The organism is Abyssisolibacter fermentans (assembly GCF_001559865.1).
In the GTDB taxonomy this organism is placed as follows: domain Bacteria; phylum Bacillota; class Clostridia; order Tissierellales; family MCWD3; genus Abyssisolibacter; species Abyssisolibacter fermentans.
In genome coordinates this window covers 14,534-36,293 of sequence record NZ_LOHE01000055.1, presented here as the reverse complement: position 1 = coordinate 36,293, position 21,760 = coordinate 14,534, and the positions used below count along the sequence as shown (strand labels likewise).

The following is a 21,760-nucleotide window of genomic DNA, read 5'->3' as shown; positions in this document are numbered from 1 at the left end:
AGAAACTTACAGAATATTATCGGGAGTTATATGAATAATCAGGGTTAATTTAAAGGATGATAGGATGAAGCTGGACAAGAATAAAGTTGTTGTTGGACTAAGTGGTGGTGTAGATAGTAGTGCCGCAGCATATTTATTAAAACAAAAAGGATTTGAAGTCATTGGGTTAACGATGAAGCTTTATGATGATAATACTGATTCAACTATAGAGGATGCTCAAAAAGTTGCTAATGCCTTAGATATACCTCATTATATTGTTGATTTAAGAAAGGATTTTAAATCTAGTGTAATAGATAACTTTGTTAGTGATTATCTAAGTGGCAAAACACCAAATCCATGCGTCTTATGCAATAAATATATAAAGTATGGCAAATTTATTGAAGCAGCACATAATTTTGGTGCGTATTATATAGCTACTGGTCACTATATTGATCTAAGTTATGATGATGTGAGTAATGAATACAAAATATATAAGCATAAGATTAATACTAAAGACCAGACATACTTAATGTATTCTATAACACAACAAAAACTAAAGCATCTAATATATCCATTAGGCGAATTTTCATCTAAACAGCAGGTAAGAGACTTAGTGAAAAATGTAGATTTTAATATATACAAAAAGAAAGATAGCGTTGGTATATGCTTTATAAAAGATAAAAAACATGGCTTGTATATTCAAAGACATTATAAAGATAATGTTAAAAAAGGCAAATTTGTAGATGTACAAGGTAATGTAATTGGAGAACATAAAGGTATATTTAATTATACTATTGGACAAAGGCGTGGATTAGGATATACATTTAATAAACCTATTTATGTGGTAGACATAGATTATAATAAAAATCAAATAGTATTAGGTGCCAATGAATTAACCTATGCAAAGGGGGTTGTTGCTACAGATGTAAATTTTATATCTAATAAAAAAATTGATCATGCTATTGAAATAGAGGCTAAACTTTGTCAATGGGGGTATTCTATACCAGCTATAGTTACTAAAGATACAGAAAATCAAATAACAGTAACATTCAATGAAAAGCAAAGAGCACCTGCAATAGGGCAATCAGTCGTTTTGTATAAGAACTCTGAACTTATTGGAGGAGGTAAAATAATATCTGTAATAAAATAAACTATTACAATACTTAGGAAAAGTGAATTGTTTTTTTGCTTCAAAATATAAGAACTGTCTCATTATAAAATTTTTTTATTTGAGACAGCTCGTTATATATACGAAAGGTTTATATGGTATTTTTAGATAGCATAAAGATGTAATTTTGATTTATATGAGAAAGAAAAGTGAACTTTTTTGGGAGGTGGAGTAAAATCTCCACCTAAGCCTAGTTATATGAGTTCACAATAATTGTACAGTTTAAACTATAGTATAAAGTTATAGCTTAATCAAATAAAGACTTATTCTAGCAATAGCTACAGAATAAGATTACTAGTAATAGGAAGAAAAATAATAATTCACTTCCTCCATCATAACATTTACCACTAGTCATTTTTTTCACCCCTATTTAAATATAATTTAACTCTGATTATTCATGTAGCGCCCAATAATATACTTTGAATTAGAAGGCATACCGATTTGGAATGCCCGCCATTCAATGAATAACTTATAATCAGATAGTTGCTATAATGAATCGCTATATAGTTTCTTTATAGGAGTTAGCGATTCACTCTAAATCAAAATTGGGTTCACTGATCAAACTTTTTATGAATAATCTAGGTTTAAATAAACTAACTAGTTATGCTATTATTCAGCACAACCATGTCCGCCGCCACAACATCCGCAGAAAATTATTACTAGCAACAAGAAAAAGAATAATAAACTACTTCCATCACCGCAGAATAAACTATCAAAGAGACCATTTGCCACGAGTATTACCTCCTAAATAAATTTATTTTACCGTCAATATATAATATGAAAAAAAAATATTATTGTTAATAATTTTGTTGTATAACTCTAGCTTTCAATAATATATCATGATATAATGAATCGGATTATTTCAATATATGAATTAAACTATTTTTATGTTAGCTGAATTAAATTAATTTTAGTTGTTTGGAGTGAGAATAATGTTAATAATTAAAAATTTAACAAAAAGATTTAAAAAAAGTATAGCTGTTGATAATATTAGTTTTGTTTTAAAAAAAGGTAATATTGTAGGATTATTGGGACCAAATGGTGCAGGTAAGAGTACTACTATTAAAACAATAGCAGGTTTATTAAGAGCAAACGAAGGAACCATTGAAATAGATGGAATTTCTAATAAAAGCTTAAAAGCAAAACGATTATTTTCATATATACCTGAATTACCTGAATTATATGATATGCTAACAGTTAAAGAACATTTGCAATTTATCGCTTATGCATATGATGTAAAAGATTGGGAAACAAAAGCTCAAATTTTATTTGAAAGATATGATCTGATAGATAAGCAAGATAAACTAGCAAATGAATTATCAAAAGGCATGAAACAGAAGGTGTCTATATGTTGCGGGTTATTGCCAAACCCGGATTTATATTTGTTTGACGAACCTATGATAGGGTTAGATCCTAAAGCAATTAGAGAAACAAAACTAATTTTTCAGGAGTTAAAACAGCAAGGTAAAACTGTTTTCATAAGTACGCATTTATTGGATACTATAGAAAATTTATGTGATAGAGTACTGGTTATGAAGACGGGTAATATAATAGCGGATGGAACAGTAGAAGAGTTAAAGACCAAATTAGGAGAAGAAAGCAGTACTTCACTAGAAGAAATATTCTTAGAGGTGACAAAAGATGAATAGTTATAGGTTGTTATTTATGAAGGATATAAAGGTCTTTAAGAATTATATTTTAGAAATTAAAAGGAATCCAAAAAAATTAATAATATATTCTTTGTATATACTTTGGATAGGTTCTATTATTTTTAATTTTATTACAAATAGCAATGCTAAAAATATGTCTAATTTGAAGAGGTTATTTGGGCCACAAATAGTAGGTTCAGTATTTTTATTAATATCAATAATTGGGCTAGCTTATTATATTCTTAAAGGAATGAAATCATCAACAACTTTTTTTTCGATGGGTGATGTGCATATTTTATTTCCAGCACCTATTTCATCAAAGAAAATTCTGCTTTATAATATTTTGAAAAAGACTTTGGCAAATTTTTTTCTGTATGGAATTTTTATTTTAGCTTTAAGTCCAACTATAGGGAATGTAACTACAGTTGATATTAGGTATATTAGTTTTCTTTATTTTGGCTATATAAGTATAGTTCTTATGTTTGAACCAATAAATTTTTTGATATTTACATTATCTACAAAATATAACATTAAGAACGCTGTAAAAATAATAGTATATATTTTTCTTGGAATATTTATCATATATATTTTAGTAAGTTTATTGAGTTCGGAAAAATTCTATATAGGAGTATTAAAATCTTTAAATGCTGATTTTATAAATCACATACCAGTTATAGGATGGGCAAAGGTAGTTTTCATGACACCTATTATTGGATATACGACTACTAGTTTGATATATTTAGTATTACAGATACTAGCATTGTTTGGAATAATAATATGCACTTATATGACAGCGGATGATTATTATGAGGATGTACTTGGAGCTACAGAAAGCAAAGAATTAAGAAAAAAAATAAAAAGAGGTCAGGTTAATAGTAAAAAAACTTCGTTTATACTTAGGAATAAAAGAGTTAATGTCAAAGCATCAGGCAGAGGTCCTTGGGCATTAATTTGGAAAAATAAAGTTGAATATGATAGAACGGGTATTCATCCATATATAAGCTTATTAACAATAATAGCTCTGATAGGAGGTATAATAACGGGATTTATAGCTAGGAAGTTAGAGTTGAATTCTCTAGTGATTTATATTTCTAATGGAGGTTTAGCATATATGTTATTTTTACTTAACATTGCAACTGCAAACAATCATGAGCTTTCAAAACCATATGTTTACTTAATACCAGGTACGTATGCACAAAAAATCATAGCAATGAATGTAACAGATATAATAAGAATGACAATAAACGTCATACTATATAACTTATGTCCGCTTTTATTTATAAAAACAAATATTGTTATTTCTATAGTCATGGTTTTATTTGTATTGAGCTTTTATATCTTAAATCTTATGTCGAATTTTATTATTAGAGTAACTTTCCCAAATTCAGTTGATCAAAAAGCACTATTTCCTCTATTTTTGATGCTTCAGATAGTATTATTAGTGTTACCGAGCGTAATTGCAGGAATAATTATGACTGTTATATTCAATAATAAATTAGCATTTTTTATAGCTTCTACAGCAACTAACTTATTAATATGCGTTTTACTTCTTTCTTTTAGTAGTTTAATTTTCAATAGAATAGAATGGAAGCAATAAAGCTGAGTTTATCAGCTTTTTTTTTTAGTAAAGAGCTAAATTTATGAGCATAAACAAAATATTACGACAAGAACAATAGTTGAAAACCTAAGAAAATTGTGGTAAATTATAAGAGAATACGAAAAAGTGAAAAGCTTTAAAGGGTAATATAGTTTAATAATATTAACCCCAGATTATTCATAGAAAATTAAATACTATATCGCATACTTCTAATTATTAGGCATATATTAAATTCTTGACGTACCACCTAGATATGCCTTTGAATTCACTACACACCTTCTAATTTAATAATATAAAGCATGTTATTAGGCTTATATGAATAACCAGGGTTATATTATCTAAGAATTAATATTCTATAATATTATTTAATGAAGGGAAGTTTTCGAAATGAAGATGAAAACAAGGTTACTCGTATTTATTTTAGGAAGTGTAATAGTTGTATTTGGGTTAATAATAGGTTTTACATTGTACGAGACATATACTGTTCAAGAAGAAGCTACTCTAGAAAAAGTAGAGTTAACTTGTAAAGGGTATTCTAATATAATTGAAAATTATATTGAAAAGGGAGTATCACTTTCAAATAACCTTTCTTTAATTTTTGAATCAACTGTATTATCTAATAATGCAAATCGTGATGAAATGTTAAGTGTATTAAAAAAAGTTGCACAAGAAAATCCAGACTTTATAAAAACTTGGGTAGTTTTTGAACCAAATGCCTTTGATAACAAAGATTCTGAGTTTGTTGGTAAAACAGGACATGATAACACTGGTAGATTTGTACCATGCTTTAGTAGAGTAGATGGAAATATTAAATTGAAAGCTTGCCAAAATTACAAAAGTGACGATTATTATAATGTACCAAAAATATTAAAAGAAAATTACATAACAGAACCATTACTAGAAACTATAAATGGTGAAAATAAATACATAGTTAGCTTTAGCGCTCCAATCATTGTAAATAGGGAATTTATAGGAGCAGTAGGTGTAGATTTGAGTTTAGATTCATTTCAAGCTATAACTTCCAATTTAGATTTATATGAATTAGGATATGGAAGGATTATTTCAAACGCTGGTGTAATATTGACCCATAAAGATGAAACCAAGATTGGTTCTAAAGGTTCGGAATTCATAGATGAAGAAGGAATAGAATACTTAAAACGACTTAAAAAAGGTGAAGAATTTAATAGATATAGTTTTTCAGAAGATTTAAATACAGACGTACTAATAAAATATTATCCAATTAGCATAGGAGATACATCTAGTAAGTGGTCGTTCAGTACAGTAATACCAAGAACTGAAATAACCAAAGATGTTAAATATTTATTAAAAATGTTAATGATTATTAGTATAGCAGGTATACTTCTAATAGCTATAATCATATATATAAACATTTCATCTGTATCAAAATATACTAAAAAATGTGCAGCATATGCCAATAAAATGGCTAATAAGGATTTTACAGAGGAAGTTGATGCAAAGCTAATAAAAAGAAAAGATGAAATAGGAGAATTATTTAATGCATTTAATAAACTTTCGTTAAATATGAAAGAGCTTTTAGGAAACATAGAAGAATCAGCTGAACATGTTGCTTTATCTTCAGAGCAGTTATCAGATGCTTCAGACCAAGTATCAAGAGTTTCTGAGGAGGTAGCCTTAGCAGTAGATGATATAGCTCAAGGATCAGTAAAACAAGCGGGTGAAGTAGATAATTCTGTTACTAAGTTGAATGAATTGAAAGATGAAATAGATAATGCCATGAATAATACTGATTTAGTAAGACAAGGCTTTGATCATCTAATATTTACAAGCCAAGATGGTTTTAGCTCCATGAATGAATTAAAAGAGGCATTTAAAAAGAATACTGAGATTATGATTGTTGCATTAGAAGATGTTAAAGCGTTATCTATTAAGTCACAATCAATCCAGGAAATATTAGAAGCTATCACTAATATAGCTAGTCAAACGAATCTATTAGCATTAAATGCTTCTATAGAGGCAGCAAGAGCTGGAGAAGCAGGTAAAGGATTTGCAGTAGTGGCAGACGAAATAAGAAAATTAGCAGAGGATACAGAAAATGCTACCAATACAATTGTTAATATAGTTACAGAAATGAAAAAACAAATGCAGTCGACTACTAATAACATGGATGAAGCAGATAAAGTTTTAAAAGAAGTTGACAAATCATTAAGTGATACACAATATGCTTTTAAAGATGTAGAAAATTCAACAAATGATATGATTTCTTTTGTCGATAAACTGTTTAGTAGTATGGAAAAAACAACAGAGCATAAAGATAATACAATAGAATCAATAGAGAATATATCATCTCTTGCACAAGAATTTGCTTCTTCAACAGAAGAGGTAAGTGCAAGTGTACAAGAGCATATTGCTACTATAGAAGAGATAGCAAAATCAACTCAAGAATTAAATGAATTAGCTAAGAAGCTTCATACAGTTACAACTGAGTTTAAACTTAAATAAATATTGAACTGATACCTAAAAAGTAGACGATTGAAAAAAAATGTGTCTACTTTTTTTATAATGTTTATACTAAAATAATGTACAACAAATATGAAAATCAATATAGATGAAATTATTTAACATGTGTATATTTAACATCTATGGTTTATCGCAATTAATAACTTTTTCAATATTTAATAACAGTAGCAAATTGTACTTTATATTGAGACAACTATCTCAATGGCGACAAAATTTCTTGTATAGAGCATTTGCTTATTTTTAATTACTAAATAAAGTTATACTAAGCATTGGAAAAAATTAACTAGCAAATTATATCTAAAATGAAGCAACCAATATTAAGCGGCGTATGCCGCTTTTGTTGTTTAAGAAGAGAACCCAAATCTATGATTTTGTGTGAATCGCTTGATTCTAGGAACGAAGTGAGTAGGAGGTACAATACAAAAAAGAGCAAATCTGATAAATAAAATCATAGGACAAAATAACTATGTTTTAGAACAATAGTTGAAAATTGAAGAAAATTGTGGTAAATTATAATATTATGTGGCTTTTATATGATAAAATGAAAAAGCGAAAAGACATAATTAAGTTTACATAGTTTTATAATATTAAATCATCTAAAACCAATATTTAAAAAAGTACATAATGAAGGGAAGTTTACAAATGAAAATGAAAACAAGGTTACTCGTATTTATTTTAGGAAGTGTAATAGTTGTATTTGGGTTAATAATAGGTTTTACATTGTACCAGACATATACTGTTCAAGAAGAAGCCACTCTAGAAAAAGTAGAGTTAACTTGTAAAGGGTATTCTTACATAATTGAAAATTATATTCAAAAGGGAGTATCACTCTCTAATAACCTATCTTTAATTTTTGAATCAACTGTACTATCAAACAATGCAAATCGTGACGCAATGTTAAGTGTATTAAAAAGAGTTGCACAAGAAAATCCCGAGTTCGTAAATACATGGGTAGTTTTTGAACCAAATGCTTTTGATAACAAGGATACCGAATTTGTTAATAAAGCTGGACATGATAAAACTGGTAGATTTATATCGTGCTATAGTAGAGAAGATGGGACTATTAAATTGAAACCTTGCGAAAATTATATAGTCAGTGATTATTATAATATGCCTAAAGTAAGAAAAGAAAGCTATATAACAGAACCATCTTTAAAAAATATAAATGGTTCAGTAAAATACGTAGTTAATTTTAGTGCTCCAATCATAGTAAATAATAAATTTTTAGGAGCAGTAGGTGTAGATTTAAGCTTAGATTCACTTCAAGCAATAACTTCAAAATTAGATTTATATGAATCAGGGTTCGGTAGAATTATTTCAAACTCAGGAAGAGTATTAACTCATAAAGACGATACCAAAGTTGGTTCCATAGGTTCAGAATTTTTGACCAAAGAAGGAGTAGAACTTTTAGATTACATAAAAAAAGGTGAAGAATTTTATGAATATAGTTTTTCTGAGGAATTGGATTCATATGTATTAGTTAACTATTACCCTATAAGAATTGGAAATACATCAATGTGGTCGTTCAGTGCGATAATACCACAAGATGAAATTGTTAAAGATAGTGAATATTTATTTAAAACATTAATAGGGATATGTGTTGGCGGTATTCTATTAATTGCTATAATAATATATAGAAACATTAATTCAATTTCAAAGTTTATTAAGAGATGCGCAGTATATGCAAATAAAATGGCTAATAAAGATTTTACAGAGGAAATTGATGAAACGCTAATAAAAAGAAAAGATGAAATAGGAGAATTAGCTATTGCATTTAATAAACTTTCGTTAAATATGAAAGATCTTCTAGGAAATATAGAAGTATCAGCTGAACATGTTGCTTTATCTTCAGAGCAGTTATCAGATGCTTCAGACCAAGTATCAAGAGTTTCTGAGGAGGTAGCCTTAGCAGTAGATGATATAGCTCAAGGATCTGTACAACAAGCGGGTGAAGTAGATAATTCTGTTACTAAGTTGAATGAATTGAAAGATGAAATAGATAATGCCATGAATAATACTGATTTAGTAAGACAAGGCTTTGATCATTTAATATTTACAAGCCAAGATGGTTTTAGTTCCATGAATGAATTAAAAGAGGCATTTAAAAAGAATACTGAGATCATGATTGTTGCATTACAAGATGTAAAAACGTTATCTATTAAGTCACAATCAATCGAAGAAATATTAGAAGCTATTACTAATATAGCTAGTCAAACGAATCTATTAGCATTAAATGCTTCGATAGAGGCAGCTAGGGCTGGAGATGCAGGTAAAGGATTTGCAGTAGTAGCAGATGAAATAAGAAAATTAGCAGAGGATACAGAAAATGCTACCAATACAATTGTCAATATAGTTGTAGAAATGAAAAATCAAATGCAGTCAACTACTAATAATATGGATGAAGCAGATAAAGTTTTAAAAGAAGTTGATAAATCATTAAGTGATACACAATATGCTTTTAAAGAAGTGGAAAATTCAACAAACGACATGATTTCTTTTATTGAAAAGCTGTTTAACAGTATGAAAAAAACAACAGAGCTTAAAGATAATACAGTAACTTCAATAGAGAATATTTCATCTCTTGCACAAGAATTTGCTTCTTCAACAGAAGAGGTAAGTGCAAGTGTACAAGAGCATATTGCTACTATAGAAGAGATAGCAAAATCAACCCAAGAATTAAATGAATTAGCTAAAAATCTTCACATAGTTACAACTGAGTTTAAACTTAAATAGATATTAAAACTAATAGTCAAAAAGTAGACACCAGAAAAATGTGTCTGCTTTTTTATTATATAAAAAAATTTAACATTTAATTTTTAGGACTTTATTACTATTTTTAAATACAATAATAATATTACATTTTATTAAATCATTAAAATAATTAAGAAAATTATTGAGATTTAATGTTTATTATTTAAAATAACAAAATATCGAGAATAAAAATACAAAAAAATTACAAAAATTCATAGATTCAAGCAATGTTAAAATTCCATTATCTATCTATAAATATGTTGTTAAGTTAATATATGGTTGAAATAAATCACGATATTTGATATATTGAAAGAGACAAGATTGATAGTATTGGGGGGTGTAAATATGAAAATAAGGACTAGAATGATGCTTACTATTCTAGGAAGTGTGCTACTTGTTTTTTCGTCAATAGCAATATTTGTCGTATATAATGTTTATAATGCTGAAATAGATGAAGCAATGGTTGAAGCAGATTTAACTTGTGAGTATTATGCTAAAACAATTGAAGAATATATTAACAAGGGACTTGATGCTTCTTATAACCTTAGAGATATATTTGAAGGTATTAATAAATCAGGTTATGTACATGAAGAACAACTTATGAGAATAATGAAAAATTCTTTAGAAAAAAATGAAGAATTTTTTAATATTTGGTTATCCTTAGATGTTGAAGCTTTTAGAGGTGTTGATAAAGAAGATCCAAATTCAAAAGCATATAATATATTGAGAAGATTTACAGCTGGATGGACAAGAGTAGGGGATAAGATTGTATATAAGGACTGTACACCATATACTAATGAAGATTTCTACCACAAGATGAGAGCTCATAAGGAAGTTTACGTATCTGATCCAAAGTATTCAGAAGTAGATGGCAAAAAAATAAGAATAGTTAATATATGTTGTCCTGTTATAATAAATGGGAAATTTGTAGGAGCTGCTGGTGTAGACATGGCAATTGATAATATACAAGCAGTAAATTCAAATGTGAAATTACTTGAAAATGGTTATGGTACAATAATATCTAGCAGAGGTATTATTTTAGCTCATCCTAATGAAAAGCTTATAGGTAAAAAAGCAGCGGAATTTGTAGTTAATGAAGAAGAAAGTGAAGTAGCTAAAAAAAGTCGAGAAGAACTATTAAAAAATATAGAAGAGGGTAAGAAATTTCATAATATTTCATATTTTAATGATGCAAATAGTGAATTATTTAAGAGTTATAATCCAATTAAGTTTGGAGAAAGCGAAAATACTTGGTATTTTACAGCAGTTGTACCAATGAGTGAAATGAAAACTGAAGTAAAGGGTTTATTATTAACAATTATTATAGGCTGTGGTATTGGGATATTATTTATCGGGATAGTAATTATAATTAATATTAATAAGGTAACAACATTTATAAAAGATTCGGCTAAACATGCAAATGAATTAGCGAATAAGGATTTTACAAGCATAATACCAGATAAGATACTTAATCGTAAGGATGAGGTAGGCCAGTTAACAAGAGCATTTAATGGTATGTCTCAAAATATAAGTACTGTTATACACAAAATAATAAAATCTTCAGAATATGTTGCAGCTTCTTCCGAAGAATTAACCGCAATTACTCAACAGGCAGTAGCATCATCTATGGAGATTGCTTCAAGTATGGAAGAAATATCAACAGGTTCATCTACACAAGCAACGGAAACACAAGTAGCAGTAGAACAGCTTGATGAACTAGGTACATTTATTGAAGAGGCTTATGATAGTGCTAAAATAGTAAATGATAAATTTAATAATGTTATAGATACTAGTAAAAACGGTACTGTTTCTATTTATAAATTAAAAGATGATTTTACTCATAATATTGACATAGAAGAAAGTTTATTAAAAGATGTTATGAAGCTAGAAGAAAAATCACATTCTATAATGGGAATATTAGAAACAATTAATTCTATTGCAAGTCAAACTAACTTGTTAGCATTAAATGCATCTATAGAAGCTGCAAGAGCTGGTGAGGCAGGCAGAGGATTTGCGGTTGTAGCGGATGAAATAAGAAAATTAGCTGAAGAAACAGAAGGGGCAACTAATAATATTTCTAAAATATTATCAGATATGAAAAATCAAATTTTAACTGTAAACAATAATATGGAAGAAGTAAATACAATACTTGGCAAATCAACAAGGTCTTTAGAAGATACTGAAAATGCTTTTAAAAATGTAGAGAATTCTGCACAATCTGTAATCGTATATATAAATAGTTTGGTATCAATGATGAATAAATTGAATAATAATAAAGATAAGACTTTTGAGTCAATACAAAATATATCAGCTATAACACAGCAATTTGCTTCATTGACACATAAAGTTAGTGATAGTAGTAAGGAACAATCTGCATCAATTGAAGAAATTTCTAATTCAAGTGAAGAGCTAGCTAATTTAGCAAATGACCTTATGGATATAGTAGTAGATTTTAAATTAAATGAATAAAAATTAACAGCTACATTCGAACAAATGTTTGCATTGTTTCGTATAATTATGGTAAAATAAAAGGGTAGAGTAATATCATATTGATATTAACTTTACCCTTTTTTTCAGTTTATGGATGAGTGAGTTTTTTAAAATGGAAGATATCCAAGTATATATTTTGGAGAGTGATTTTTATGGATACATTAGAAAAACTTAAAATTTTGTCTGATGCTGCTAAATATGACGTTTCATGTTCATCTAGTGGTAGTAGAAGAAAAAACAAATCAGGTGGTATAGGAAATGCTAGTCCAAGTGGTATTTGCCATAGTTGGGCAGATGATGGTAGATGTATATCTTTGTTAAAGATATTGTTTACAAACAATTGTGTATATGATTGTACATATTGTATTAATAGAAGAAGCAATGATGTAAAAAGAACTTCTTTTACTCCTAGAGAAGTTGCAGATTTAACAATAAATTTTTATAAACGTAATTATATAGAAGGTTTGTTTTTGAGTTCAGCAGTTATGATTAATCCCAACCATACAATGGAGCTATTAATTAGAACCGTTGAAATTTTAAGGAATGAATATAATTTTAATGGATACATTCATTTAAAAGGTATTCCTGGAGCAGATATTAAGCTTATAAGAAAAGCAGGTGCTTATGCGGATAGAATGAGTGTGAATATTGAATTACCTTCAGATGAAAGCTTGAAGCTTTTAGCCCCACAAAAGAAAAAGAATGAAATATTAAAGCCAATGAGTAACATGAAAAATGGGATAATTCAATACAAAGAAGAAAAAAAGAAATTCAGGTCAACACCCAAGTTTATACCTGCTGGACAAACAACTCAATTAATGGTTGGAGCTACAAGTGACAATGATCTAAAGATATTAAAACTTTCCGAGAATTTATATAAAAAATTCGATTTAAAGAGAGTATACTATTCTGCTTATGTTCCTGTACTAAATCACCCTACACTACCTGATATCAATACGCCCCCATTATTAAGAGAACATCGTATATATCAAGCTGATTGGTTATTGAGATTTTATGGGTACCAAGCAGATGAATTATTAAATGTAAATAAACCTAATTTTGATATTGATTTAGATCCTAAATGTGATTGGGCTTTAAGTAATATTAATATGTTTCCAATGGAAATTAACAGAGCTAGTTATGATGAATTACTTAGAATACCTGGAATAGGAGTAAAATCAGCTAGAAGAATTGTTGGAGCAAGGAAATATTGCCAATTAAGCTACGATAATTTAAAAAAATTAGGTGTAGTATTAAAAAGAGCAAAATTTTTTATTACATGCAAAGGGAAATTTTATGGTGATAAGAGCTTAGATTCAAATATTATTAAGCAGCACCTATTATTTGATAAAAATAAGAAAGATAATTCTAATCAAGTAACATTCATGTCCTTATATCCAGAAATTTTTGGCACTAATATTGTTCAAAAGAGTGATAAAATATGATTTATTATATATTTGATGGTAGCTTTGATGGATTTATGACAGCGGTTTATGAAGCATATTACAATAAGGAAAAACCAAACAAGATTCTACCATGTGATGATAATCAATTAAGCTTATTTATAAAAAAAATAAAAATAAAGACGAGTGAAGATAAAGCTAAGAAAGTAACAGATGCTTTAAGAAAGAAGGTATCTGAACAAGCTTTAAAAAATGTGTTTTATGCATACTTATCAGAAATAGAAGATTCATATACAATAGCATATAAATACATAAAGCTTGCATTTAAGATAGGTAAAAATGTTGACCAAAATCTATCAGAGGATACTGTTTTAGATATTTGTAATATCTATAAAAAGGTTGCAAGAGAAGTTCATCTTATGCTTGGTATTACAAGGTTTAGAGAGATTACAGGCAATGTATTATATGCTCCTGTTAATATACAGTATAATATTTTAACAATACTATCATCTCATTTTGCTGAAAGATTGTCAGGTGAAAGGTGGATTATTCATGATTTGAATAGGTCAATTGCATCTTTTTATGCTGATGGTATATTTAATATTGTACATGTAGATAAACAGCTTAAAGAAACACTTTATAATGAAGAGGAGTATAGATATCAAGAATTATGGAAGCAATATTTTAAATCAACAGCAATAAAGGGAAGACTAAATCCAAAGTTGCAGATGAATTATATGCCTAAAAAGTATTGGAGTAATCTAATAGAAAAATAAATAAATTTATTTTATGTAGTTGTTTCATATTTATTGATTTCTTAAATAAATGAGTATAAGTATTAATATAAATGAAAAATAATAAGTGTATAATATAATGCAGATTATTTATATAGCTAAAATAGTATTATAAGAATTTTATATTAATAATTATAATTTATTAATTAGGAGGTTAATTTATGAAATACGTTACTGGTGATAGATATTGGGCAGGAACAGATGAGATTAAAAACAAGTTCGAATATTTAAGCAAAGATTTGGAATGTGACGTGTTGATTGTGGGAGCAGGTGTTACTGGTGCATTATGTTCCTATTATTTTTCAGATATTGATGCAAAAGTAGTAGTTATTGATAAGAATATAATAGGGTATCAAAGCACATGTATATCTACTTCTATATTACAATACGAGATTGATACAGATTTTGTAGGATTAAAAGGAATAAGAGGAGAAAAACAGGCCTTAAAAGCTTTTAAATTATGTCAGCAAACTGTACATAGTATAAAAAATATTGTGGATAATTTAGATGAAGATTGTGAGTTTTCTTTGAGAGATTGCTTTTACTATACAAATAAGAATGGAGATTTAAAAAATATAGAAAATGAGTATGAATTAAGAAATAAACACGGTTTTAATGTTGAGTATATAGACAAGAATGCTGCAAAAAAAATGTTTTCTTTTCCTGTAAAAGGAGGCATATATACTAAAGGTGCATCTGCTGAAATTAATCCATATAAATTTGCAAAAGCTTTGATAAATAAAGCAGTAAGTTTAGGTACAGAGGTTTATGAGAATACAGAATTAAAAGATTTTATTTGTGATGAAAATGGAGTAGAGGCTATTACAAAGAACGGATTTAAGATAAAGTGTAAAAAACTTATTATAGCTACAGGATATGAAGCGAGAAAATTGATCAAAAAAAGGACAACAATACTAACCAGATCATTTACATTAGTTACAAAGCCTGTTACTTCTTTTAAAGGATGGCATAATAGGTGTATTATTAGAGATTCAAATACTCCATATATGTATCTTAGAACTACTGAAGATGATAGAATTATTGCTGGCGGAGAAGATATCGATATTGGTGGAGATAGAAGTACAGCTGCAGTACTATCACAAACTCATCAATTATCAACTGATAAGTATAATAAACTTGAGACTATACTGAAATCTATGTTCCCTGAAATAACAGATATTGAAATAGAATATAAATTTAGTGGAATATTTGGAGAAACTTCAGATGGGCTGCCTTATGTAGGTGAATATGAAGAATATCCTAATTGTTATTTTAATTTAGGCTATGGTTCAAATGGAATTTTATATTCTGCCATGGGAGCAGATATGTTAAAGAAATTATATTGTAAAGAAAATACAGAAGACTTAAAACTTTTTAGTTTTGACAGGTGACTTGCTATATAATGTATTGGGTTATAAAATATATTTGAAGACAATAGTAAGGGGGAACAGGATTACATGAATAATATAGAAAAGACTATCAAAGATAATATACTGACATATGAACAGAAAGTATTAGCTTTAGCCAAAGAAGCAGAGAATACCTTACAAGTATTAAATATTGATAATAAAACTACAGAATATATAAATGAAGGCATAATTTGCAGTTTATTTGAAGGTAATGCACCTTATAGACCAAGGTATATACTTCCTGATTATCAGAAATTTATGGAGAAAGGCTCTGAATTTTTAAAGCTAGATAAACCAAAAACAATATGGGAAGCAGTTAATAATCTATTGATACTTTATAAGCATGTGCCATCTATCACTTCTTTTCCTGTTTATATTGGTAATATTGACGAGCTGTTGAATCCTTATATAGATGATGAAAAAGAAGCTTATGAAGCAATAAAAATGTTTTTAAAACATATAGATAGAACTTTAACAGATTCTTTTTGTCATGCCAATATTGGACCTAGAGATTTAATGGCAGGAAGATTAATATTAAAAGCAGAAAGAGAGCTTCAAGATTCCATACCGAATATTTCTATGAAGGTTAGTAAAGACACTAACGAAGATTTTATAATTGATGGTATTAAAACAAGCTTAATTACTGCAAAACCCAGCTTTGCTAATCATGAAATGTTTGTTAGTGAATTAGGTCAGCAATATGGTATAGCAAGTTGTTACAATGGATTATTAATAGGTGGAGGAAGTTATACACTAGTAAGATTAAATTTAGCAGCAATAGCACAAAAAGCTAAAAACAAAGATAAATTTTTCAATATTTATTTACCAGAAGTAGTAGATTGTATGTGTAGATTTATGGATGAAAGAATTAGATATCTGATTGAAGAAAGTGGATATTTTCAATCAAGCTTTTTAGTAAGAGAAGGGTTAATAGATCAAGATAAGTATACAGCTATGTTTGGAATGTTTGGATTAGCTGAATGTGTAAATACACTACTTGATGCAAAAGATAAAAAAGATAGATTTGGATATAGCCAAGAAGCATCAGAGCTTGGATTAAAAATTATAGAAAACTTAGAGCAAAAGGTAAGTGCTCATCATAATAAGTATTGTAAAGATGGTAAATTTTTATTACATGCTCAAGTTGGAATAGATAGTGATCATGGTATTTCACCTGGATGTAGAGTCCCTATAGGAGAAGAACCTGCACTTTTTGAACATATTTGCGTAGAAGCACCATTTCATAAATATTTTCCGTCAGGAATAGGTAATGTTTATGCATTTGAAAGTACAGCTAAAAATAATCCTAAATATGTTTTGGACATAATAAGAGGAGCTTTTGCAAAAGGTATGAGATATTTTTCATTATACAGTTCAGATTCTGACGTGGTTAGAATAACAGGATATTTAGTAAAAAGATCTGAGATAGAAAAGCTTACTCATGGTGAGCAGGTATTAAGAGATACAGTAGTACTAGGTAAAGGAGCTGTGGAAAATTTAAAAGTTTTAGATAGGAAGATTAGAAAAAATGATTAAAGCACCTGTAAACAAAATAATACCTTTTAGTAGTGTTGATGGACCTGGGAATAGATTAGCGTTGTTTTTACAGGGATGTAGTTTTGATTGCTTGTATTGTCATAACCCTGAAACAATAAATAAATGTATTAATTGTGGATGTTGTGTGAATGTTTGTAAAAATAACGCATTGTCTATAGAAAATTATAAAATAAAATTCTATGAAGTCAATTGTATTCAGTGTGGAGAATGTATTAGAGCTTGTCAAAATAATAGCGATCCCAGAGTTAGATATCTATCGGTTGATGATATATTAAAAGAAATAAAAAAAGTACAAGCATTTATATCTGGAGTAACTGTATCTGGTGGAGAATGTACTTTGTATATAGATTTTTTAATGGAATTAGGGAAAAAAATTAGAGATTTAGGGTTGACTTTTTTTATAGATACAAATGGTTCTGTACCTTTATGGAATAAAAAAGACCTCATAGGTGTTATAGATAGTGCGATGCTTGATGTTAAAGCATATGATAGAGATGAACATATCATGTTAACAGGAACGGATAACGACAATGTACTAAAAAACCTAGACTTTTTAATCAAATCAAACAAGCTTTATGAGGTGAGAACAGTAATAGTACCTAATGTTTTAGGTAATAGACATACAGTAGATGAAGTTAGTAAGATTATTGGAAAATATGATGGTAGTAAATATAAACTAATAAAGTTTAGACAGATGGGTGTAAGAGAAGATAAGTTAAATAGCTATACACCATCTATGAAAATTATGAATGAATTGAGAAAACTGGCTGAAAATAATGGGTGTAAAGATGTGATAATAACATAGTTCATTTTAAGTATTGATTAGTTCATTGAATTTATATAGCTTCTAGTCATTTAAGATTTTTAAATAGAGTTATATAACAAATTTTATAAATGTATAATTATTAAAATAAGCCTACGGTTTAAGAATGACTCAATTTGAGTAGCTCACAGACATAGGCTTTTTTAATTATAAATAAAAATTTATTTAAAGTTTACTTACGTATAATGACATCTACTTATTTGAAATTTTCAAATTCTTGTTTAGTAAATCCAAAATAATTTCTTCTAATATTATCCATATAATTTTCGAATTTTTCTCTTTCATCTTCTTCTAAATTTTGAGAATAAAGGTTTACCATTAAATCATGAGCAATATAATCTTCACTCATTTCGACAAAACCAATATCTTTTGTCCATGTTACTTGACTTTCATTGCCCCGCGATATGATACCTGAGACAACATGAATTCCATCAATAATTATTGACATATATCTTTCATTTTTTTCAGACAAATACCTTTCAATTCTCCTATGAGTAACTATATCTTTGTATGGGTTATTCTTACCAAAAAATATCCCTCTTAAAATAACACCTCTATTTACTGCATCATTCAATGCTTTAGAAATATCATTTATTTCTTCCTCCCATATTGAAACTGCAATTCTTTTTTTTGCCTCACAAATTAATGTATTAATAAATTCTATAATGTTATCTCTTCCTTTAATAACTATTAGTTCATTGTTGTTTTTTGGTTTTAAATAGATTTTTTTAGTATAATCATTAACATGACTTAAAATATCTTCAAAGTTGTTTTTTAGTTTATCTATTAACAAAGTTGGTTCTAGTGGGTGATAAATAGTAGTGTTATTATCACTTTGTTCAAATACTATTTGCTTTTTTTTAAGGCTATCTAAAACTTCATAGATCCTTGATCTTGGAATAGCTGAATTTTTGCTTAAAACATAACCATTAACAGGATATTTTTCTAGTAGTGTTAAGTATGCTTTTACTTCGTATTCAGTTAATCCTAATTTTTTCATATCTTCAATAATCAACAACTTATTACTCATATGATTTCACCTCTGATTATTAATTAACTCTCTATTAATTAATAACATATTTATAACATTTTGCATAGGGTTATGAATTAAAAAACAAAGCTATTATACATTAAAAGCGTTAGAAAAGATACTAGTATTGAACCTAATACTGGTATTATTATTCCACCTTTATACCATCCATAAACAAAAGAGAATCCTATTCCTAATAATGAAGCTAGAGGCATTTCTGGGATAGCAGAAAATACCTCTGGAATAATCAATGCACCTAAAGCTGTGTACGGAATAAATTGCAAAAATTTATTCAATTTCACAGGCAATTTTTTTTCAGAAGCCATGATAAAAGGAAGTAATCTTGGTATATAAGTTACAAGCATCATACCTAAAATTAATAATATCTGATTATTCATATACTGCTTCCTCCTCTTCTTTAAATAAAAATAATCCTATAAATGATGTTAATACAATGGAGATGACGATACTCCAACCTTGAGGTAAAGTTAGGAAATATATACATATAGAATTTATAATACCTGATAAACCTGCTAATATTATAGGTTTAATTGACTTTTTTGCTTCTGGAATCAAAATTGCAACAAACATTGCATATAATGCTATTCCCATACTAGCTTTAATAATTTTAGGGAGTATTCCTCCAACTAAATACCCTAGTACTGTTCCACTAACCCAAGCAGAGTAAGCTAATAATTCAAGGGATATTATATATTGCTTTGTTAGTGTCCCTTTCTTAAATGATGCAACAGAAAAAACCTCGTCTGTTATACCAAATGCAATGAAAGGGCTCCATTTTTTCATATCTTTTGTTATCTTTGTTGTAAGTGATGCACTCATTAAAAAATGTCTAAAATTTACCAAAAATGTTGTTAGAACAATTTCACCTATTCCAGCACCTAAAAGTATTAAATTCAATGCTATAAATTGACTTGCACCTGCGAATACAAGTACAGAAAATAAAATACAATGAAACATTGTAATATCTGCATTTTTTGCTAAAATTCCAAATGTCATTGCTATAGGAACAAAACCAATAACTATTGGGATACTATCAATGACTCCATCTTTAAAGCTACATTTCATATTGCAACCTCCCTTGCATAATTAATGCTATAAAATAAATAGTAACTACTATAATAACAACTAATAGTAGTTATTATAGTAGTTACTATTATAATTGTCAATAAAATTTTAATATTTTGATATAAATATTATTGACATAAATAACACAAATGAAGGGTTATAGTTTTTTATGGAGAATATTAAAATAGTGTATGTCAAAAAACGTGCTTTATATAAAATTGAATTTATATAATCAAAGAATATCTTTAGGTTTAATAAAAATAAAGAGTAGGTGTTTAATTGATAATCTTAAAAAGGTTGTTGTTTATGATGATAATTATATATAATTTATTAGGCTTGAATACAGATATTGACTTAGATAGAGATGAATATAATCGTAGTAAATATATAGATATTGAAGCAAAAGAAAAAGGGAATTTTAATGATGTTATTATGAGTAATTATGACCAAGATAAAAAGTTTGTTGATTTAAAGTTTCGTCGAAAAGGAACAGATGATGAAGAAGAGCGTAAGAAGGTTTATAATAATACAGACTTAGTGAGTGAGCTACTAGATTATATAAATACATTTGAATTCCAGAAATTAGAGAAAGATTACAAATGGTCATACCCTTATGATAATTATAAATATTATATGGTTTTTACTCAAGAAAAAACATACTCGAATTTGGATATATTTATTATTGATGAAAAAACAGTATATTTTGGTATATATAATTATGTAAAAAAAATTGATGATGAGAAAAAAAGAATAACAAATGATAATGAGGTATTTATGGGTTATTACGAAAGTACTAATTCAAAGCTTGATTTTGATTACTTAGATAAAGTATTTTATTCAATGGATGAATCTGAATAGTTATAAAATATTGTATTTAAGATTGAGAGGGTGATATCTTGAAAAACAAGACAATTTGGAGAATTTTATGTATAATAATCTGTATTTTTTTCATTTACAAGCATTTTGATTTTGATCTGAATAAAGCAAAAGGATGTTTTAGTGATATTGTTTTAGATAAATATAAAGAAGCAACTTTTGATGAATTGATTATTTGTAAAGATCTAGAAAATTATAGATATGATATTAGAGATAATAGGAATAATATTAGTATAGCAAATAAATTATTGGATTATTTTAAGAATCTTGAAATTGTGGAAATTCAACATTCTGATATTCCTAAGGGGTCGTTTATAAATAAACTATATACAATAAGTTTTAAACAAAGCAAAACATATAATGATTTAGTGATATATGTTTTAAATGAAGAATATTTAATGATAAGTCAATCTGTTCTTGTTAAAAAGATAGATGAAAAGAAAAAAATAATTACGTATGAAGATGTATGCGATGGGATTCAAAGATATAGAATAATAAATTCAAAACTAGACCTTGATTATATTGAAAAAGTATTTTTATCATTAAATAAACGATGATTCCATTTTGTGTGTGAGACATCTTTAGAATTACCTAGATTGTATTTACGCTAGAAATTTTATAGAATAATATTTTTTAGATAAAGGAGAAA

Annotated in this window: 17 protein-coding genes; 13 read left to right on the top strand and 4 right to left on the bottom strand. The window is 27.7% G+C overall.

Annotated features, from left to right (window positions below; translation table 11 throughout):
- The first annotated feature begins 64 nt into the window (after positions 1–64).
- On the top strand, positions 65–1,129 hold the full coding sequence (gene mnmA / locus AYC61_RS09290; protein ID WP_066500494.1) for a tRNA 2-thiouridine(34) synthase MnmA: 1,065 nt from the start codon (positions 65–67) through the stop codon (positions 1,127–1,129).
- Between the two features lie 627 nt (positions 1,130–1,756).
- On the opposite strand, the gene AYC61_RS22005 is transcribed toward mnmA, so the two are convergent.
- Entirely contained in the window at positions 1,757–1,879 is a 123-nt protein-coding gene (locus tag AYC61_RS22005) for a hypothetical protein (RefSeq protein WP_275935227.1), read from the bottom strand.
- 200 nt (positions 1,880–2,079) lie between these two features.
- Between AYC61_RS22005 and AYC61_RS09285 the strand changes: the two genes are divergently transcribed.
- The 10 genes from AYC61_RS09285 to AYC61_RS09240 all read left to right on the top strand — a co-directional run bounded on the left by AYC61_RS09285 (position 2,080) and on the right by AYC61_RS09240 (position 18,101).
- On the top strand, positions 2,080–2,796 hold the full coding sequence (locus AYC61_RS09285) for an ABC transporter ATP-binding protein (RefSeq protein ID WP_066500487.1): 717 nt from the start codon (positions 2,080–2,082) through the stop codon (positions 2,794–2,796).
- Positions 2,789–4,393 (top strand): putative ABC exporter domain-containing protein, encoded by a 1,605-nt coding sequence (locus AYC61_RS09280; protein WP_066500484.1) that lies wholly within the window; start codon positions 2,789–2,791, stop codon positions 4,391–4,393. Before AYC61_RS09285 ends, AYC61_RS09280 begins: the two co-directional genes overlap by 8 nt.
- Before the next feature lie 387 nt (positions 4,394–4,780).
- Positions 4,781–6,874: a methyl-accepting chemotaxis protein gene (locus AYC61_RS09275; protein WP_066500480.1), complete on the top strand. Its 2,094-nt coding sequence runs from the start codon at positions 4,781–4,783 to the stop codon at positions 6,872–6,874.
- 660 nt (positions 6,875–7,534) lie between these two features.
- Entirely contained in the window at positions 7,535–9,625 is a 2,091-nt protein-coding gene (locus AYC61_RS09270) for a methyl-accepting chemotaxis protein (protein WP_066500474.1), read from the top strand.
- Positions 9,626–9,988: 363 nt separating this feature from the next.
- A complete protein-coding gene (locus AYC61_RS09265) occupies positions 9,989–12,112 on the top strand; it encodes a methyl-accepting chemotaxis protein (protein WP_066500468.1) in 2,124 nt (707 codons plus the stop codon).
- Between the two features lie 173 nt (positions 12,113–12,285).
- The gene (locus AYC61_RS09260) at positions 12,286–13,578 is read left to right on the top strand and encodes a putative DNA modification/repair radical SAM protein (protein ID WP_066500460.1); all 1,293 of its coding nucleotides are present in this window, start codon (positions 12,286–12,288) and stop codon (positions 13,576–13,578) included.
- Positions 13,575–14,312, top strand: coding sequence for a TIGR03915 family putative DNA repair protein (locus tag AYC61_RS09255; protein ID WP_066500456.1), 738 nt, complete (start codon positions 13,575–13,577; stop codon positions 14,310–14,312). Before AYC61_RS09260 ends, AYC61_RS09255 begins: the two co-directional genes overlap by 4 nt.
- Before the next feature lie 179 nt (positions 14,313–14,491).
- The gene (locus AYC61_RS09250) at positions 14,492–15,721 is read left to right on the top strand and encodes an NAD(P)/FAD-dependent oxidoreductase (RefSeq protein ID WP_066500451.1); all 1,230 of its coding nucleotides are present in this window, start codon (positions 14,492–14,494) and stop codon (positions 15,719–15,721) included.
- A 66-nt stretch (positions 15,722–15,787) separates the two neighbouring features.
- On the top strand, positions 15,788–17,275 hold the full coding sequence (locus AYC61_RS09245; protein WP_066500448.1) for a YjjI family glycine radical enzyme: 1,488 nt from the start codon (positions 15,788–15,790) through the stop codon (positions 17,273–17,275).
- Complete coding sequence (locus tag AYC61_RS09240; RefSeq protein WP_066500445.1) at positions 17,268–18,101, top strand: YjjW family glycine radical enzyme activase; 834 nt, start codon at positions 17,268–17,270, stop codon at positions 18,099–18,101. The genes AYC61_RS09245 and AYC61_RS09240 overlap by 8 nt, the downstream gene beginning before the upstream one ends.
- A 214-nt stretch (positions 18,102–18,315) precedes the next feature.
- On the opposite strand, the gene AYC61_RS09235 is transcribed toward AYC61_RS09240, so the two are convergent.
- From AYC61_RS09235 to AYC61_RS09225, 3 genes are all read right to left on the bottom strand, one after another.
- Positions 18,316–19,149: a TrmB family transcriptional regulator gene (locus AYC61_RS09235; RefSeq protein WP_066500439.1), complete on the bottom strand. Its 834-nt coding sequence runs from the start codon at positions 19,147–19,149 to the stop codon at positions 18,316–18,318.
- A 77-nt stretch (positions 19,150–19,226) separates the two neighbouring features.
- Positions 19,227–19,547: an AzlD domain-containing protein gene (locus AYC61_RS09230; RefSeq protein WP_066500436.1), complete on the bottom strand. Its 321-nt coding sequence runs from the start codon at positions 19,545–19,547 to the stop codon at positions 19,227–19,229.
- Positions 19,540–20,235 (bottom strand): AzlC family ABC transporter permease, encoded by a 696-nt coding sequence (locus AYC61_RS09225; RefSeq protein WP_066500431.1) that lies wholly within the window; start codon positions 20,233–20,235, stop codon positions 19,540–19,542. The genes AYC61_RS09230 and AYC61_RS09225 overlap by 8 nt, the downstream gene beginning before the upstream one ends.
- Before the next feature lie 306 nt (positions 20,236–20,541).
- On the opposite strand from AYC61_RS09225, the gene AYC61_RS09220 reads away from it, so the two are divergent.
- Together AYC61_RS09220 and AYC61_RS09215 are read left to right on the top strand one after the other, a co-directional pair.
- Entirely contained in the window at positions 20,542–21,093 is a 552-nt protein-coding gene (locus tag AYC61_RS09220; RefSeq protein ID WP_066500425.1) for a hypothetical protein, read from the top strand.
- 38 nt (positions 21,094–21,131) lie between these two features.
- Positions 21,132–21,668 (top strand): hypothetical protein, encoded by a 537-nt coding sequence (locus tag AYC61_RS09215; RefSeq protein WP_066500415.1) that lies wholly within the window; start codon positions 21,132–21,134, stop codon positions 21,666–21,668.
- The last annotated feature ends 92 nt before the right edge of the window (positions 21,669–21,760 follow it).